Below are 17,117 nucleotides of genomic sequence, written 5' to 3' on the forward strand. Positions count from 1 at the left end.
GAGGGGGCTGTAGGAGCGGGACCGTTATCGGTTTTTTGTCGAGCGCGGCTGGCTCTATATAAAGAAGGGCAGCAGACGAATCTGCTGCCCTTCTGTCATGCCTGGTCAGCGTGGATGCCAGGATTACGTCTTGAAGCGCAGAACCAGATCATTCAGGTTGACCGCCAACTGTGAAAGTTCGGTACTGGCGATCAGGGTCTGCCGCGTGCCTTCGCTGCTCTGCACGGCCAGGTCACGAATGCTGACCAGACTTCTGTCGACATCGCGCGCGACATGCGCCTGCTGCTCGGAAGCCGCCGCGATCTGCAGGTTACGGTTATTGATTTCGAGTACCGAGTCGGTGATCTGGCGCAGCGACTCTCCGGCGTCTTCTGCGGTCTTGCGAGTGCTGTGAACTTCCTGAGTGCTCTTCTGCATGGACTCGACGGTGGCGGAAGAACCGGCCTGAATCGCTGAAATCATCTGTTCGACTTCTTGCGTGGACGTCTGTGTGCGGTGCGCCAGAGCCCGTACTTCATCGGCGACCACAGCGAAGCCGCGACCCTGTTCGCCAGCACGTGCAGCTTCGATGGCGGCGTTGAGTGCCAGCAGGTTGGTCTGTTCGGCAATGCCGCGAATCACGCCCAATACTTTGCTGATGTTCTGAGCCTGACCGGCAAGCGCAGTAACCTGCGCGGAAGAGCCCTCGACCAGGCCTGTCAGGTTCTGCATGGCGGTAAGGGTTTCGGCAACGCGCTGGTTACCCAGATCGGCGGAAAGGCTCGACTGTTGGGCAGCCTGCGAGGTCGACGTAGCATTACGAGCGACCTCTTCTACGGCAGCACTCATTTCGTTTACCGCGGTAGCTGCCTGCTCGATTTCACTGTTCTGTTGTTGCAGTGTGCGGTCGGCGCTTTCGGTGATCGACGTCATCTCGACGGCGGCAGTGCTCAGTTGTGCGGAGGCGCCGGAAATTTCGTGAATGGTGGTGCGTAGATTCCCCGACATGGTATTCAGGGCCGTCATCAAGCGTGAGGCTTCATCGCTGCCGCTAACGCTCAATTGCCTGGTCAGGTCACCGGCGGCGATGTCTTCCGCCAGTTTCAGCGAGACGCTGATCGGGTCGACAATGCTGCGTGTCAGTGCAATCGCGAGTACCACGGTAAGCAGGAACGCTGCGATCAGCACAGTCATCAACACGTTGACGCTGTGGTCGTAGACTGCAGTGGCATCTTTCCCGGAGACGACCGCTTCTTCAGCATTGTGCCCGCGTAGCGCAGTAAGTTTTTCCTGATAGACAGTGGCCTTTTGGGCTTGCTCGCCGTTGGCAAGGGAGACCGCTCTTTCGTGATCAGAACTGTCCAGCGCGACAACTTGTTTCAAGCCGTCAATGTAAACACCCATCTTGTTATTGGCTTCTTCGAATTGCGCCCGGTCGGCTTCCCCCGACAGCAGGTGTTTTTGATAGAAGTCGCTGTTGGTACGCAGCGCCTCGATCGCTTCCCGGACCTTGGCCTCTGCGGTGGCGTGTACGCTAGGATCGTTGCTGGCGAGCATCCTGATGCTTTCCAGGCGGGCGTGAAGCAGGGCGATCTGAATGTCGTCGACGACCTGAATGCTGGGCAGTGAGTTTTCTTCTATGTTCTGCTCGGCGACGCGCAAGTGGCCGATCTGTACATAGGAGAAGGCACCCAGACCGATCAACAGCAAGGTAATGACGCCAAAGCACAGGGAGGCCCTGCGTGAAATACTTAACGATCTGAGGTTCATGGTTGCCTCCAGCGGCAAAACAGGCGGAAGGCAAGTACTTTCCTTCCAATAACTGTTTTTCTGCTGAAAACGAGAGAGCTTTAACAAAACAGCCATGAAAGTTATTTCATAATGGCTTTATGCAATCATTCGCTGTCAGGCAACCGTATGTTATGAAAAAGTTCCAGTAATACTGTGAACAAAGTTAACCGTTAGTCGGGTGAATGTTATTAAAGTATTCGCTCTAATAATACAACTCCAAAGGCATGGCCCCGTCAGTCCTGAACGTCAAGCTGCGGACTCTTCAACCGGTTCGACCAACGTGTCCAGAAAACCTGCAATGCATCCCATGCAGGCCATTCGTTCTTCTACATGGGGCATGTGACTGGACTCTTCGAAAACAGACCAACTGATGTTGGGGACATTATCCACATAGGGCTTCACGACGAGCGGTGTGGCTTCGTCATACTTCCCGGAAATCAGCAAGGTCGGAACGCTGATGCGTTTCAGGCGATTGACGATGGTCCACTCCTTCATCGTGCCGATAACGTGAAACTCGGTAGGGCCATTCATGGCGTGGTAGACGGTCGGATCGGCGTCAATCGCGTCGAAGGTACGTTTTACCTCCTCCGGCCATGGGGTGATGCGGCAGACATGGCGGTCATAAAATCCCCGCGAGGCTTTCAGGTATTCCGGGTCTTTCAAGGTTCCCGCCTCTTCGTGCTTGAGCAACGTAGCCTGCACATCGGCTGGCAGATCCTCGCGCAGCCGGTTGGCCTCGTTTACCCAAGTGAGCATGTCTGCGGGGGAGTTGGCGATGATCAGTGCCTTAAGCCCGTTGGATGAGTTTTCGGGCGAAGGTTCACGCACGGCATGCTCTGCCGCCAGCATGCCGCCCCACGACTGGCCCAGCAATGCGTAGTCGTTTTCGATGCCCAGGTGCTCAAGCAGGTTGTCGAGTTCGCTCAAGAACAGATCGACCGTCCAGAAGTCATCACCTATTTTTGGCAGTCGAGTCGACTTTCCGTTACCCAACTGATCGTAGTGAATAACGGCCCGGCCGGTGCTGGCGATGTCCTTGAACGAATCGACGTAGTCATGCGTACAACCGGGGCCGCCGTGCAGAATGACCAGTGGTGTGCCGGGACCGTGCAGGTCACCTGTGATGCGATACCACGTCTGATGGTCGCCAAAGGGCGCGAAACCTTCCTTGATCGTCATATCTGCCATGTCGCCGGTCCCTGCTGGATAGTTTGGGGGCACCATAGCGCGGCGTCTTGCGTCTCATAACTATAGAAAATGATAGGTTTTGGCCGATAAACCGGTCAGTGGTCGAGTAAACGGTAATGAACGGCACGCACCACCGCCTGTACACGGTTTTTGGCCCCCAGCTTCTGCATGGCCGAATTCAGGTGCAAGGTCACCGTGGCGACAGAACGGTTGAGCTGATCGGCAATCTCTCTGGCCGTCAGGCCCTCGGCAGACCAGCTGAGGCATTCGCGCTCGCGCGGGGTCAGCCTGATCGCATTGCACGAGCGTATTTTCTGGTCGAACAGCGGGTAGGCGACCTCCTGAAAGGCGTGAGCAAGCAGGCCAAACTCGGCCAGGCTCTGGCGCGCGTCCTCAAGGGCGACGTCGCTGCCGTCCGCACACAGACCGGTCAATGTTGCGAAACCGCCTTTGGGCATGTGGATCGGCACCGTCACGCCACAGGTCATGTGTGAGTCATGCAGATAGCGCACCACCGGCTTGTGCATATCCGTGATGAACGTTTTCAGGACCGTCTCGGCCCTGGGCTGGTATGACCATACAAAAGGCGAGACGCTGGCGACGGCCAGGTGTTGCACCGGATCGATCTGGTAATAGCCCTGACTGCACCAAAGCGCGTACCAGTCCGCAGGCGTATTGCGCAATGACAGCAGCGACGGGGTGATCAGTGCTCCATCATGGGACACCGGCACCGGGCTGTAGTCGTAAATCACAGCATCGAATCCGAGATCCGATGCCAGCAGCAGCGCGCAATCCATTTGCTGATCCAGCGTGGATGCAGACTGCAGCCGCGAATTGAAATCCGACAACCTGATATGCATGGCATGACCTCCTTTGTCATTAAGCCGATATAGGGCTCTAGGCTCTGTACGAAAAGTGGCTGCGCTCGGTGATGCTTCGTTAAAAACAGGCTCGGAATGCTCATTTACAACACGTAGACTCCGCTTCCTCGCCTGTTTTTGCCTCGCCTGACCTTCGCTCGCCGACTTTTCGTACAGAGCCTAATATAACAATTAGCAAGGACGGTGCCACGCGTGCGCCCAATCGGCTGCCAGTCCTGTAAAACCTATAAGAATTGCTAGCTGTCTGCGCTCGCCTTGCAGGATAGGGTTGATGCCATGAGCGTCGTCCGCAAAGGTGCAGTGCAATGGGCTATGAACACAGGCCGGATGAGCTGAAAACAATCAAAGTCGACGGATGGTCAATGTTCGACTACAACTTTGCTCTGCCCTTTTACGTAGAGGGGGCGGCGGCGTACTTTCCGGTCCTGCTGAATTTTCTGTCACAGCATCGGGGCGTCTGATGAATCTGGGTCGTTATCGTTTCATTCTCCAGCGTCCGTTGCAGCTGCTGCCGGTGCTGTTCGGCATCAGCCTGGTTACCTTCATTCTGGTGCGTTCGATCCCCGGCGATCCGGCGCGCATCCTGCTGGGTTCGCGTTCCACACCGCAGGCCCTGGCCAACATCCGTGCCCAGTATGGTCTGGATGAGCCCCTGTGGACGCAGTACGTGTATTTCATGAAAAACCTGGTGCAGGGCGATATGGGCAAATCGCTGCTGTACAAGATAGACGTACTCAAGCTGATCAGCACACGGATCGAGCCCACCGTATTTCTGGTGTTGGGCAGCGTTCTGCTGGCGCTGCTGATCGCCGTGCCCCTGGCTACGCTCGCGGCGCGCAACAAAGGCCGTTGGAGCGACAACCTGATCCGCGTCTTTACCACCACAGGGCTGGGCATGCCGGCGTTCTGGCTGGGCATCATGCTGATCCTGATGTTCAGTGTGCAGCTTGGCTGGTTTCCGGTGTCAGGCTACGGCAGCGACTGGCTGGACAAGGTTCATCACCTGGTGCTGCCTTGTCTGACCATTGCGCTGGCCCTGTCTGCGGTGCTGATTCGCAACCTGCGTGCGAGCATGCTTGTGGAGCTGCAAGCCGATCATGTGACGGCGGCCCGGGCGCGTGGCCTCAGTGAAGGTGCGTTGTTTCGGCGCCACGTGTTGCCCAATTCACTGGTGCCTTCGATCAACCTGCTGGCGGTGAACATCGGCTGGCTGATCAGCGGCACCGTGGTGATCGAAAGTCTGTTTGCGATTCCCGGCATCGGTCAGTTGCTGGTGCGCGGCATCTTCAGTCGCGATTACATGGTGGTGCAGGGGGTGGCCATGGTGCTGGCCTGTGCCACGGTGATCGTGAACTTCCTGGCCGATGTGGCCACGGTGGCCATTGACCCGCGGGTGAATATCAAATGACCGTGGCTCATGCCCATCTTCGTCCGCACGGGCGTTCCCGGCTGCGCCTGCGTTTGCGCAATGGCCGGCTGGCGATGCTGCTGGGCGGCTCTTTATTGGGCGGGTGGCTGATACTGGCGCTGTTTGCGCCATGGCTGGCACCTTACGATCCGATCTACCAGAACACCGAGCTGCGCATGCTCGCGCCGCACCTCGCGCATCCGTTCGGCACCGACAATTTCGGTCGCGACATTCTGTCCAGAGTGATCTGGGCGGCACGCGTCGACCTGCAGATCTGCGTGATCGGGGTGATCTTCCCGTTCATGATCGGGACCTTCGTCGGCGCCTTGTCGGGCTACATCGGCGGACGCTTCGACAACCTGTGCATGCGCGTGATCGACATCGTGCTGGCGTTCCCGTTTCTGGTGCTGATGCTGGCGATCATCGCGATTCTCGGGCCAGGCCTGGGCAGCTTCTACATCGCCATGGCACTGGTGGGCTGGGTGTCTTATGCGCGGCTGATCCGCTCACAGATTCTGGTGCTCAAGGAGAGCGATTTTGCCCTGGCAGCCAAGAGCCTGGGTTTTGGTCACTTGCGTATCCTGTTCCGCCATCTGCTGCCCAACGCGATGTTCGGCTCGATTGTGTTTTCCATGTCTGACGCGGTTCTGGTGTTGCTCAGCGGCGCATCGGTCAGCTACCTGGGCCTGGGGGTGCAACCACCGATGGCGGAGTGGGGGACCATGGTCGCCGAAGGGCAGGCCTTCCTCACTTCTGCGTGGTGGATCTGCACCTTTCCGGGCCTGGCCATCGTGACCTTGGCCATGGGCTTCAGCCTGTTGGCGGACGGCGTCGCCGAAACCCTGGGAGAACGGCAATGAGTACGCCCGTGCTGCAGGTCAGCGAGATGAGCGTGGTGGCGAGCCATCGTGGCCGCGATGTGACGCTGGTCGACCGGTTGTCGTTCGACCTGCACCAGGGCGAGATTCTCGGGCTGGTCGGTGAAAGCGGCTCTGGCAAGACCATGGCCTGCCGGGCGCTGATGCAATTGATGCCGTCGCCGGATCTGCACGTGCGTGGCGGCTCGGTACGCCTCAATGATGTCGACCTGTTGAAGCTGGATGCCGCTGGAATGCGGGCCATGCGCGGGCGGCGGATCGGCATGATTTTCCAGAACCCCAGTAGCCACCTGGACCCGCTGATGCGTATCGGCGAGCAGATCGCCGAAGGTGTTCGTCTGCATCAGGGCGCGTCGAAGCGTGAAGCCCGGGCGCAGGCCGTCGATCTTTTGCGCCAGGTCGGCATTCCCGATCCGGCGTCGCGTGTGGATAACTTTCCCCATGAGTTTTCCGGTGGCATGCGCCAGCGCGCGATGATTGCCGTGGCGCTGGGCTGTGGGCCGCAGGTCCTGATCGCCGACGAGCCGACCACCGCACTGGATGTGACGGTGCAGGCGCAAATCCTGCGTCTGTTGCTGGACCTGCGCGATCGTCACGGGCTGTCGTTGATCATGATCACCCACGATCTCGGCGTGGTGGCGCAAACCTGCGACTCCATCGCGGTGATGTACGCCGGCCGCCTGTGTGAGCACGGCAGCAAGCGCGACGTGCTTGCTCGCGCATGCCATCCTTATACCCACGGCCTGATCGAATGCCAGCCCGCCAGCGGTGCGGGCAGCGACCTGCTACGGACCATTCCCGGTCAGCCGCCTTTGCTCGATGCACTGCCAGGCGGATGTCGTTTTCATGCCCGCTGCGGTCACGCAGGGGCAGACTGTCCTGACAGGCTACCGCTGATGCGGCCGATGGGCGTTGCCCATGCTGCGGCCTGTCACTACCCGTTGGTGCAATCCCGGGAGGCCGTCTCATGAGCGGCACCACACTGCTGAACGTCAATGATCTGGTGGTGCGCTTCCCGGCACCCGGCTCGGGTTTCCTGGGCCTCAACAAGCGTTGGGTGCATGCCGTCAACGGCGTATCGCTGAGCATTTGTGCGGGTGAAACGCTGGGGCTGGTCGGCGAGTCCGGCAGCGGCAAGAGCACGCTGGGGCGGGCCATTCTCCGCCTGAATGACATTACCTCCGGGCAGATCGTCTTCGATGACGTCGACATGGCCCAGGGCAGCGGTATCAATCTGCAACGCCTGCGCAGCGAAACCGCGATGGTCTTTCAGGACCCGTCCTCTTCGCTCAACCCGCGAATGACCATCGGTGCGACGCTGGCCGAAGTGCTTGCCGTGCAGCGCAAGGTCGCCACTTCCGACATTCCGGCGCGGGTCATCGAGCTGCTCGACATGGTCGGTCTGCGGCCCGAATTTGCCGAACGCAAGCCGGGTGCCTTGAGTGGCGGACAATGTCAGCGTGTCGGTATCGCCCGCGCGCTGGCCATCGAGCCACGGCTGATCATTGCCGACGAATGCGTGGCGGCGCTGGACGTTTCGATTCAGGGGCAGATCATCAACCTGCTGCTGGAGCTGCGCCAGCGCATGAATCTGGCGATTCTGTTCATTGCCCATGACCTGGCCATCGTGCGTCGCCTGTGCGATCGGGTGGCGGTCATGTACCTGGGCAGAATCGTTGAAGAAGGCCCGGTAGAGGACGTCTTTGTTTCGCCGCGCCACCCCTATACCGCGGCGCTGATTCAGGCGATTCCGGAAATCGATCCGGATCGTCCTTTGTCCGGCGAGCCGTTGCAGGGTGAGCCGCCAAGCCCCCTGAATTTACCCGACGGCTGCGCGTTTCATCCGCGTTGCCGGTTTGCCAGGCCGACCTGTTCCAGCGTCGCGCCACCGACCCGGCATGTCGGCCAGCAGCGCTACGACTGTGTGCTGGAAACCCCGATTTTTTGATCCTGACCTGTAACGACATCTGTCCCGACATCGACAAGGAGTTCTGTGTATGAAAGCTCGACCAATGAAAATGCTGACCGTCGCCATGCTGGCGGCCTGTTCCCTGGCGGCGGGTGTGGCCGAAGCTGCGGGCGTGCTGACCATCGGCCGTCGTGAGGACGGCACCACGTTCGACCCGATCAAAAGTGCGCAGAACATCGACAACTGGGTGTTTTCCAACGTCTACGACGTGCTGATCCGCGTAGATGACAAAGGCACCAAGCTGGTACCGGGGCTGGCAGAAAGCTGGTCGATCTCGCCTGACGGGCTGACCTACACGCTCAAGATGCGTCCGGCCAAATTCTCCGACGGCTCGGACCTGACGGCCAGTGACGCAGTGTTCAGCCTGCTGCGAATTCGCGACGACAAGGGTTCGCTGTGGAGCGATTCCTACAAGATTATCGACAAGGCCGTCGCGACAGATCCGCATACGCTGGTGATCACGCTGAAGAATCCTTCGGCCTCGTTCCTCTCGCAACTGGCCCTGCCCAACGTGTCGATTCTCTCCGAGAAAGCCATGAAGAGCATGGGCGAAGAGGCGTATGCCGAGCAGCCTGTCAGCTCCGGCGCGTTTACCGTGAAGGAATGGCGGCGCGGTGACCGGGTGATTCTGGCGAAGAACCCCAACTTCTGGGAAGCGCCGAGCGTGAGCCTGGACGGTGTCGAGTGGATCTCGGTGCCGGACGACAACACCCGCACGCTCATGGTCCAGAAGGGCGAGCTCGATGCTGCGATATGGATACCGTTCTCGCGTATCGCAAATCTGCAGAAGGACCCCGATCTGGTGGTCCATCTCGACCCCTCCACCCGTGAAGATCACTTGCTGATCAATCATGAACACGGCGCATTGGCCAAGCCGGAAGTGCGTCAGGCGCTGGACATGGCCATCGACAAGAAATCGCTGGTCGAGGCCGCCACCTTCGGGCTGGGCACCGTGGCCAGTTCCTACATTCCCAAAGGCGCGCTGTACCACTACGCCGACAACCTGCAACGCCCTTATGACCCGGTCAAGGCCAAGCAGATGCTGGCGGACGCCGGTGCATCGGACCTGAAACTCAATTACGTGGTCAACGCGGGCAACGAGGTCGACGAGCAAATCGCGGTCATGCTGCAACAGCAACTGGCCAAGGTCGGCGTGACCACAACGCTGCAGAAAGTCGACCCGAGCCAGAGCTGGGACATGCTGATTGCCGGTGACTACGACATCTCCGTGATGTACTGGACCAACGACATCCTCGACCCGGACCAGAAGACCACCTTCGTGCTCGGCCACGACACCAACAACAACTACATGACCCGTTACAAGAACGACAAGGTCAAGGAGCTGGTCGCTGCCGCACGGGTCGAGATGGACCCGAAAAAGCGTGAGCAGATGTACATCGACCTGCAGAAAATGGCCAAGGCGGACGTCAACTGGATTGACCTCTACTACAGTCCCTACATCAGTGTGTCGCGCAAGAACATCGAGCACTTCGGTCAGAACCCGCTGGGCCGCTTTACGCTCGAAGAAACGGTCAAGAAGTGACATGAGCAGGGCGCCTGCCTGATCGGCAGGCACTCTTTTGCGACGTTTCCCGGCCTGCGTTTGGTCGGGAAGCGTTAATTTGTATCCTCAGGTTTACCAAGCGTTTCACAGGTTCTGCGGGTGGTAAAATTTCGGCCTTTTTGCGCTGTACCCCCGCGGAGCTGTCATGCACAAACCCACCCCCCGTACCGAATCCCCGAACGCGCTGGCGTTCATCACGCGTTTCTTCGCTGCTGAATCCGCTGGCGGGCTGGTACTAATGGCGGCTGCGCTGGCGGCCCTGATCGTTGCCAACTCACCGCTGGCCGACAGCTACTTCGCCGCGCTGCACGCAGTGTTCGCCGGTTTGTCGGTTTCGCACTGGATCAACGACGGTCTGATGGCGATCTTCTTCATGCTCGTCGGCCTGGAGATCAAGCGTGAAGTGCTCGCCGGTCAGCTCGCCTCCTGGAGCCAGAGGGCCTTACCAGGCTTTGCGGCCTTGGGCGGCATGCTGGTTCCTGCGCTGATCTACGTGGCCTTCAACTGGGGGCGTGCAGACACCATCGGCGGCTGGGCCATTCCGGCAGCGACCGACATCGCGTTCGCCCTGGGTGTGCTGTCACTGCTGGGCAAGCGCGTGCCGCTGTCGCTGAAGATCTTCCTGTCGGCACTGGCGATTCTCGATGATCTCGGCGCGGTGCTGATCATCGCGTTGTTCTACACCAGCGATCTCTCCATTCCCATGCTGCTCGCAGCGCTGGGCTCCATCGCCGTGCTCGTCGCGCTGAATCGTCTGGGTGTTAAAAAACTGCTGCCTTACCTGGTTGTAGGCGCGCTGCTGTGGTTCTTCATGCTCCAGTCCGGTATCCACGCCACCCTGGCGGGCGTCGCGCTGGCGCTGTGCATCCCGTTGGGCAAACCCGATGAAGAGGCTAGCTCGCCACTGCTGCATCTGGAAGAAAAGCTGCACCCGTGGGTGGCGTTTGCCGTCGTACCGATCTTCGGTTTTGCCAACGCTGGCGTGTCACTGTCGGGCATTACCGCCGACAAGCTCGTGGACCCGGTTCCGCTCGGCGTTGCGCTAGGGCTGCTGGTCGGCAAGCAGGTCGGCATATTCGCCATGGCCGCGCTGGCGATTCGCGCTGGCCTGGCGCGCTTGCCGGACGGCAGCAACTGGGGCCAGTTGTATGGCGTCGCAGCCTTGTGTGGTATCGGCTTCACCATGAGCCTGTTCATTGGCGCACTGGCCTTCCCGGGCGCGCCGGAACTGGTCGACGAGGTCAAGGTGGGCGTGCTGATCGGGTCGGTGTTGTCGGCTGTGCTGGGTGTGGTGGTATTGCGCAGGTTTGCGCCGCAGGCGTGAAACTGCAGTAGTCCTTGGCACGATAGTTACAAGACTATCGTTACTCACGCTCCAGCGTGGGAATGCCGTTCTGGACGCTCTGCGTCCACATCCGGGTAGCGAAGTCGGTGGCAGGGGCGCAAACCGATCAGCAGGCCGTGAAGTTGATGCTGGAACGAGTGACCATTATCTGATTGCAATCTGGCATTACAGAAACCGGGCGGCAGGACGATAAAGACGGGACGTGCCAGGGACTCGGCCAACTTCTCCTACTTTGAGAGCCCACAGCATGCTTCACCTGTTCAGCCCCCGTCGTGACAAAAAGGCCCTTCAGCAACTGATCTCCTCGCTCAAGGGCGGCACTGAGCCCGCGGTAGGGGGATGTGCGGAAAAGACCGCGGTACTTGAATGCTGGAGCTCGCTGAGCACCCAGCGTCGCCTCGACGAGCAACGTATTGCCGCGCTTGAGCAAGAACTGGAAACCGCCCGCCATCTGTTGGGCGAAGCCTCTGCCTCGGCTGCCGCTTATGAAACCCGCTTTGATCTGGTCAACCGCGCGTCAAGTGAGGGCCTCTGGGACATGGAGGTGGTCGCGGGCGATCCGGTCAACCCGAACAATCGATTCTGGTGGTCGCAGCAATTTCGCACATTGCTCGGTTTCAACGACGAGCGCGATTTCCCCAACGTACTGGCGAGCTGGGCAGACCGGCTTCATCCTCAGGATAAACAAGCCTCGCTGGACGCATTTGCCAAACACCTGAATGACCGTTCCGGCAACACGCCGTATCGGATCAAGAATCGTCTGGCGATGAAGAACGGCACTTATCGCTGGTTTTATGCCCAGGGCGAAACGTTAAGAGACGCACGCGGAACGCCGCTGCGGGTCGCCGGTTCTCTGCGGGATATCCACGACGAGCTTGAACGTGATCTTGAACACGATGTGATCATTACCCGCTTCGAACTGGCTCGGGAGATGCTCTCCGACGGTCTTTGGGACATGGAGGTCATTGCCGGCGACCCGGTCAATGCGCGCAATCCGTTCTGGTGGTCCCCCCAGTTCAGGCGCCTGCTGGGTTTTGAAACGGTCGAAGAGTTTCCCGACGTGCTGGATAGCTGGGCGTCACGGCTGCACCCTGAAGACAAGGAGCGCAGTCTGACGGCATTCGGTGCGCACTTGAATGACCGGACTGGCAAGACTCCGTTCGATATCGAGTACCGCCTGAAGATGAAAACCGGCGAGTATCGCTGGTTCCGTGCGCGTGGCCAGACTCGGCGCAATCCCGAAGGTGTTCCGCTGAGGGTGGTCGGGGCGTTGGTGGATGTGCATTTGAAACATGAGCAGGACGCTCTTCGCGACACCGAAGCACAGCATCAGAAAAACCTGGAAGAGAACATCGCTCAACTGACCCAGATAGTTGGCACCATCCAGAGCATTGCCAGCCAGACCAACCTTCTGGCGCTCAATGCGGCAATCGAAGCTGCACGCGCCGGTGAAGCAGGGCGGGGCTTCGCGGTTGTGGCGGATGAAGTCCGCAAGCTGGCGACCAGAACCACCGAAGCGACGGAGCAGGCGGCAAGCATGATGAGCCGCTGATAAAATCAGCCTTCGCTTTTTGATAGCCGCAAAAAAAACGCCTCCGCAAGGGAGGCGTTTTTCAACTCAGCACATCAGACACATCAAGCCAGGTCGAAGCGGTCCAGGTTCATCACCTTGGTCCAGGCTGCCACGAAGTCTTTGACGAACTTCTCGTGGGCATCGGAGCTGCCATACACCTCGGCAATCGCACGCAGTTGAGCATGCGAGCCGAAGACCAGATCGACACGGGTGCCGGTCCATTTCACTGCGCCAGTCTTGCGGTCACGGGCCTCGAAGGTATCAGTGCCACCCGCGGTCGCTTTCCACTCTACGCCCATGTCCAGCAGGTTCTTGAAGAAGTCGTTGGTCAGGGTGCCTGGCTGATCAGTGAAGACGCCATGCTTGCTCTGTCCGACGTTGATGTTCAAGACCCGCAGGCCGCCCAGCAGTACAGTCATCTCCGGTGCAGTCAGGGTCAACAGTTGCGCCTTGTCGACCAGCAACGATTCTGCCGAGACCTTGTAATGCCCCTTCTGATAGTTGCGGAAACCATCGGCGATCGGCTCGAGGAAGCTGAACGACTCAACATCGGTCTGCTCCTGAGACGCATCGGCGCGACCCGGTGCGAACGGAACGGTGACGTGCTGACCTGCATGTTTCGCAGCCTGCTCGACACCTGCGTTACCCGCCAGAACGATCAGATCGGCGATTGAAACCTTCTTGCCGTTCGACTGAGCTGCGTTGAACTCGCTCTGAATGCCTTCGATAGTCTTCAGCACGCCCGCCAGATGCGCAGGCTGGTTGACTGCCCAATCCTTCTGTGGAGCCAGACGCAGGCGGCCGCCATTGGCACCACCGCGCTTGTCCGAGCCACGGAAGGTAGAAGCTGCCGCCCAAGCCGTCGATACCAGCTGCGAGACCGACAGGCCCGAAGCGAGAATCCTGGCCTTGAGTGCGGCCACATCCTGATCATCCACCAACGCATGATCAACGTGTGGAATCGGGTCTTGCCACAGCAGCTCTTCGGCCGGTGTCTCCGGGCCGAGGTAGCGGGCCAGCGGGCCCATGTCACGGTGAGTCAGCTTGAACCAGGCGCGGGCGAACGCGTCGGCCAGTTGCTCAGGGTTGTTCAGGAAGCGACGGGAGATCTGCTCGTAAGCCGGATCGAAGCGCAGCGCCAGGTCAGAGGTCAGCATGCTCGGTGCATGACGCTTGGATGGATCGTGGGCATCCGGAATCTTGCCGGCGCCAGCGCCGTTCTTCGGCGTCCACTGGTGCGCGCCTGCCGGGCTCTTGGTCAGCTCCCATTCGAAGCCAAAGAGGTTTTCGAGGTACTCGTTGCTCCATTTGGTCGGCGTCGAAGTCCAGGTTACTTCCAGGCCGCTGGTGATGGTGTCGCCACCCTTGCCGCTGCCGAACTTGTTTCTCCAGCCAAAACCCTGCTCTTCAAGGCCGGCTGCTTCAGGCTCCGGACCAACGTTGTCGGCAGGGCCGGCACCGTGGGTCTTGCCGAACGCGTGACCACCGGCGATCAGCGCCACGGTCTCTTCGTCATTCATCGCCATACGACCGAAGGTTTCGCGGATATCCCTTGCCGAAGCAACCGGGTCCGGCACACCTTCAGGGCCTTCAGGGTTCACGTAGATCAAGCCCATCTGCACGGCGGCGAGCGGGTTTTCCAGATTGCGTTCGCCACTGGCGGTACGGCTTTCTTCGTTGGCGTGATTTTCCGGCTCGGCCACCAGCGTGCCGTCGCCCGGTTGCTGCATTTTCTTCTGCGCGCCGTAGCGTTCTTCACCACCCAGCCAGGTGGTCTCGGAACCCCAGTACACGTCTTCTTCCGGTTCCCAGACATCCGCGCGCCCCCCGGAGAAACCGAAGGTCTTGAAGCCCATGGATTCGAGCGCGACGTTACCGGTCAGCACGATCAGGTCAGCCCAGGAGATCTTGCGGCCGTACTTCTGCTTGACCGGCCAGATCAGGCGGCGCGCCTTGTCCAGGCTGACGTTGTCAGGCCAGCTGTTGAGCGGCGCAAAACGTTGCTGGCCAGCACCTGCACCGCCACGACCATCGCCTGTGCGGTAGGTACCGGCGCTGTGCCAGGCCATACGAATGAACAGTGGGCCGTAGTGGCCGAAGTCTGCCGGCCACCAGTCCTGAGACTGGGTCATGACGTTGCGCAGGTCCTGTTTGACCGCTTCGATGTCAAGGCTCTTGAACTCCTTGGCATAGTCGAAACTCTCGCCCATCGGGTCAGAGAGCGAGGAATGCTGATGCAGGATCTTCAGATTCAGCTGCTTGGGCCACCAGTCACGGTTGGTGGTGCCGCCGCCGGCAGCGTGGTTGAAGGGGCATTTCGATTCAGTTGACATGCTTGATACACCTTTTTGTCATTTGCATCCGGCCATCCAGTCCACTCGTGGGACCTCAGACAGTGATGACGGAACTCAACAGCACTGGGTTCATGCCGGCCGTTCGGTCAACGATCAGGCCAGCTCTACAGATACGCAGCACAGCGATCATCAGATTGCTGCGAGCCGAGCCCACAGCGTGCGTCGCAAACTTGAGCTCATTGTTATCTCCTTATCAGGGTGAAACCGCACGACTCTCGCCGATGCTTATGCAGATTAGCCTTCTTCACGAAGATTTCTAATAGAAAGAACATTACGGGGCGATAGGCAGGCTCTGGCAACGCTGTCATCAAGGCATCAAGCGGCTCTGCTAACCTGTGCAGCCCATGAGACGGCAGGCCGCTTAGCCCATGATCACGATTCGCAGCATGACCCTGGACGACTACGACACGGTCATCGAACTGATGCGCAGCACACCGGGCATTTCCCTGCGCGACGCCGATTCACGCGAAGCCACCGCACGCTACCTCGAACGCAACCCTGGCATGAGCTTCGTCGCCGAGGCGGACGGCGCCTTGTGCGGCTGCGTGATGTGCGGGCATGACGGCCGCCGCGGTTATCTGCAGCATTTGATTGTGCTGCCCGAGTATCGCCGGCGCGGTATTGCCCATGAGCTGGTCGAACGCTGCCTCGAGTGTCTGGATGCGCTGGGTATTTACAAATGTCATCTGGATGTTATGAAGAGCAATGAAGCGGCCGGACGTTATTGGCACCGGCAGGGGTGGACGTTGCGGGAGGATATCGATCGGTATTCGAACGTGCGGCGCGGCGGCAATGTTTGAAGGGGCAGACGGGCGCTACGCGTGCGTAGGCGCGTCAACTGATTGCGTTGCTTGATTCTGCTTCGTCGTACTTGCAGCGCTCGACGAAACTATCCTGCCCTCAAAGGAAATACATTTTCTGCCACTGCGCTTGGCGTGATACAGGTTCTCATCGGCCTCTTTCAACAGGTCATTGACCGTTTCAACCCGCGACAAACTCGCAACACCGCCACTGAATGAATAGGGCACTTGAGCCGCTTCGTCTTTTTGCGCGAGCATCAATAACTCTTCCAGTGCGTGTACAGCGTCTCGGGCGTTCGCCGCCGATAAGATTACGCCAAACTCTTCCCCGCCCAGACGCCCGAAGGCGATCCGTCCCTTTGTGCCTTTGAGGAGTGTCGCAAAACCAACAAGGACGTGATCGCCCACGTCATGTCCATGGGTGTCGTTGATACTTTTAAAGTGATCCAGATCAAGCATGGCAAACCACAACGACGATTTTTCAGCGGACGCCAGCGCAGTATTCAGACTGGCAACCAGTGCGCGGCGGTTGGGGGCGTGCGTCAGGGTGTCGGTTTCGGACAGTTCCTGATAGCGGTCCCTGGCTGCCATGGTCTGCATGATCAGACTCAGGAAGGTTGCATTCAGGCAGCCGCCCAGCAAGGTCGAGCTGATCAGGAACACATAAAACAGAGGTGCATGATTGACGCCGACGGCCGTAAGGTCCATTTGCCACATGATCAACCAGATCAACGCCGCCGCAGCGATGTAATCAATAAACTTGACGAAGAATACGCTCATGCCCGTGATGAGCAGGGAGGTGACAACCAGGCCCCACATCGACGCTTCCACGCCCATGCGTTCGATCTGTTCCCTGAACAGAAAGGTCAGCGATGCCATGTAAATGATGCCAAACAGACGCCACGCCAGCATGCTCCTGCTATTGGACGTGACAATGATCGACAGCGTCGCCCCCGCCAGCGCGCAGGAGATGAATATATCCAGTGATCGATCAATGGACGGGTTCAGGCACCAACTGATAACCCAACTGAAAAGACCGATCAATTGAGACAGCTTCAGGGGGACGAAAATAGAGTTTTTCAGGTTTCTTCGTTGCGGCATGTGCTGTTTTCCATACTTATGCCGGTCGAAGCGTTATCGACGGCACACGCCTTGGTCGAGAGGGTTGATGATATATGGCCACTATACTTTATTGTCAGATGAGCGGGATGGCCGCTGGTCTTACGGTGGCGGGGGGCAGGCTTGGGTGGATGAAGGGCAAGGCAGCGGCCGGTCTGGTCTACAGTTGCTTGCGCAGCCAGACGTAGCCCGATGGTCCGATGTAGAAAGTATGGGCGCTTCCGCCCTGGCCCATGAATGCGGGCAATACGAAGATTGCCTCCAGCTC

At 59.2% G+C, this 17,117-nt stretch carries 13 protein-coding genes and 3 pseudogenes; 10 read left to right on the top strand and 6 right to left on the bottom strand.

Features of this window, described 5'->3' with window-relative positions; translation table 11 throughout:
* Nucleotides 1-123: 123 nt before the first annotated feature.
* The 4 genes and pseudogenes from LIX91_RS25810 to LIX91_RS12120 all read right to left on the bottom strand — a co-directional run bounded on the left by LIX91_RS25810 (nt 124) and on the right by LIX91_RS12120 (nt 3,818).
* On the bottom strand, nt 124-1,005 hold the full coding sequence (locus tag LIX91_RS25810) for a methyl-accepting chemotaxis protein (RefSeq protein ID WP_370737611.1): 882 nt from the start codon (nt 1,003-1,005) through the stop codon (nt 124-126).
* Nucleotides 982-1,845: pseudogene (locus LIX91_RS25815) on the bottom strand (MCP four helix bundle domain-containing protein); the annotation flags it as partial. The gene LIX91_RS25810 and the pseudogene LIX91_RS25815, both read right to left, overlap by 24 nt.
* A gap of 171 nt (nt 1,846-2,016) precedes the next feature.
* Nucleotides 2,017-2,958 (bottom strand): proline iminopeptidase-family hydrolase, encoded by a 942-nt coding sequence (locus tag LIX91_RS12115; RefSeq protein ID WP_226488533.1) that lies wholly within the window; start codon nt 2,956-2,958, stop codon nt 2,017-2,019.
* A 95-nt stretch (nt 2,959-3,053) separates the two neighbouring features.
* Entirely contained in the window at nt 3,054-3,818 is a 765-nt protein-coding gene (locus tag LIX91_RS12120) for a LuxR family transcriptional regulator (protein WP_003368638.1), read from the bottom strand.
* Nucleotides 3,819-4,144: 326 nt separating this feature from the next.
* On the opposite strand from LIX91_RS12120, the gene LIX91_RS12125 reads away from it, so the two are divergent.
* The 9 genes and pseudogenes from LIX91_RS12125 to LIX91_RS25825 form a co-directional block, all read left to right on the top strand.
* Entirely contained in the window at nt 4,145-4,300 is a 156-nt protein-coding gene (locus tag LIX91_RS12125) for a hypothetical protein (protein WP_003368637.1), read from the top strand.
* Nucleotides 4,300-5,247, top strand: a complete 948-nt coding sequence (locus LIX91_RS12130; protein WP_003418995.1) for an ABC transporter permease — start codon at nt 4,300-4,302, stop codon at nt 5,245-5,247. Before LIX91_RS12125 ends, LIX91_RS12130 begins: the two co-directional genes overlap by 1 nt.
* Entirely contained in the window at nt 5,244-6,107 is an 864-nt protein-coding gene (locus tag LIX91_RS12135) for an ABC transporter permease (RefSeq protein WP_226488534.1), read from the top strand. Before LIX91_RS12130 ends, LIX91_RS12135 begins: the two co-directional genes overlap by 4 nt.
* Nucleotides 6,104-7,096, top strand: coding sequence for an ABC transporter ATP-binding protein (locus LIX91_RS12140; RefSeq protein ID WP_032703242.1), 993 nt, complete (start codon nt 6,104-6,106; stop codon nt 7,094-7,096). Before LIX91_RS12135 ends, LIX91_RS12140 begins: the two co-directional genes overlap by 4 nt.
* Entirely contained in the window at nt 7,093-8,073 is a 981-nt protein-coding gene (locus tag LIX91_RS12145) for an ABC transporter ATP-binding protein (RefSeq protein WP_226488535.1), read from the top strand. Before LIX91_RS12140 ends, LIX91_RS12145 begins: the two co-directional genes overlap by 4 nt.
* A gap of 49 nt (nt 8,074-8,122) precedes the next feature.
* Nucleotides 8,123-9,637: an ABC transporter substrate-binding protein gene (locus LIX91_RS12150; RefSeq protein WP_226488536.1), complete on the top strand. Its 1,515-nt coding sequence runs from the start codon at nt 8,123-8,125 to the stop codon at nt 9,635-9,637.
* Between the two features lie 166 nt (nt 9,638-9,803).
* Nucleotides 9,804-10,982, top strand: coding sequence for a Na+/H+ antiporter NhaA (gene nhaA, locus LIX91_RS12155; RefSeq protein WP_226488537.1), 1,179 nt, complete (start codon nt 9,804-9,806; stop codon nt 10,980-10,982).
* A gap of 559 nt (nt 10,983-11,541) precedes the next feature.
* A pseudogene (locus LIX91_RS25820) lies at nt 11,542-12,261 on the top strand (PAS domain-containing protein); the annotation flags it as partial.
* A gap of 21 nt (nt 12,262-12,282) precedes the next feature.
* Nucleotides 12,283-12,549: pseudogene (locus LIX91_RS25825) on the top strand (methyl-accepting chemotaxis protein); the annotation flags it as partial.
* Between the two features lie 89 nt (nt 12,550-12,638).
* Here LIX91_RS25825 and katG read toward each other — a convergent pair.
* The gene (katG, locus tag LIX91_RS12170) at nt 12,639-14,909 is read right to left on the bottom strand and encodes a catalase/peroxidase HPI (RefSeq protein WP_226488538.1); all 2,271 of its coding nucleotides are present in this window, start codon (nt 14,907-14,909) and stop codon (nt 12,639-12,641) included.
* Nucleotides 14,910-15,298: 389 nt separating this feature from the next.
* Between katG and LIX91_RS12175 the strand changes: the two genes are divergently transcribed.
* Nucleotides 15,299-15,730 (top strand): GNAT family N-acetyltransferase, encoded by a 432-nt coding sequence (locus LIX91_RS12175; RefSeq protein ID WP_004411750.1) that lies wholly within the window; start codon nt 15,299-15,301, stop codon nt 15,728-15,730.
* A gap of 15 nt (nt 15,731-15,745) precedes the next feature.
* On the opposite strand, the gene LIX91_RS12180 is transcribed toward LIX91_RS12175, so the two are convergent.
* Nucleotides 15,746-16,831 (bottom strand): GGDEF domain-containing protein, encoded by a 1,086-nt coding sequence (locus tag LIX91_RS12180; protein WP_226488539.1) that lies wholly within the window; start codon nt 16,829-16,831, stop codon nt 15,746-15,748.
* Nucleotides 16,832-17,117: the final 286 nt, after the last annotated feature.

It is taken from the genome of Pseudomonas sp. B20, assembly GCF_020515755.1.
In the GTDB taxonomy this organism is placed as follows: Bacteria; Pseudomonadota; Gammaproteobacteria; order Pseudomonadales; family Pseudomonadaceae; genus Aquipseudomonas; species Aquipseudomonas syringae.

Coding starts and splice junctions, on each gene's coding strand:
- LIX91_RS25810 (WP_370737611.1), bottom strand. CDS start 1,005: ATGACGGCCCTGAATACCATGTCGGGGAATCTACGCACCACCATTCAC.
- LIX91_RS12115 (WP_226488533.1), bottom strand. CDS start 2,958: ATGGCAGATATGACGATCAAGGAAGGTTTCGCGCCCTTTGGCGACCAT.
- LIX91_RS12120 (WP_003368638.1), bottom strand. CDS start 3,818: ATGCATATCAGGTTGTCGGATTTCAATTCGCGGCTGCAGTCTGCATCC.
- LIX91_RS12125 (WP_003368637.1), top strand. CDS start 4,145: ATGGGCTATGAACACAGGCCGGATGAGCTGAAAACAATCAAAGTCGAC.
- LIX91_RS12130 (WP_003418995.1), top strand. CDS start 4,300: ATGAATCTGGGTCGTTATCGTTTCATTCTCCAGCGTCCGTTGCAGCTG.
- LIX91_RS12135 (WP_226488534.1), top strand. CDS start 5,244: ATGACCGTGGCTCATGCCCATCTTCGTCCGCACGGGCGTTCCCGGCTG.
- LIX91_RS12140 (WP_032703242.1), top strand. CDS start 6,104: ATGAGTACGCCCGTGCTGCAGGTCAGCGAGATGAGCGTGGTGGCGAGC.
- LIX91_RS12145 (WP_226488535.1), top strand. CDS start 7,093: ATGAGCGGCACCACACTGCTGAACGTCAATGATCTGGTGGTGCGCTTC.
- LIX91_RS12150 (WP_226488536.1), top strand. CDS start 8,123: ATGAAAGCTCGACCAATGAAAATGCTGACCGTCGCCATGCTGGCGGCC.
- nhaA (WP_226488537.1), top strand. CDS start 9,804: ATGCACAAACCCACCCCCCGTACCGAATCCCCGAACGCGCTGGCGTTC.
- katG (WP_226488538.1), bottom strand. CDS start 14,909: ATGTCAACTGAATCGAAATGCCCCTTCAACCACGCTGCCGGCGGCGGC.
- LIX91_RS12175 (WP_004411750.1), top strand. CDS start 15,299: ATGATCACGATTCGCAGCATGACCCTGGACGACTACGACACGGTCATC.
- LIX91_RS12180 (WP_226488539.1), bottom strand. CDS start 16,831: ATGCCGCAACGAAGAAACCTGAAAAACTCTATTTTCGTCCCCCTGAAG.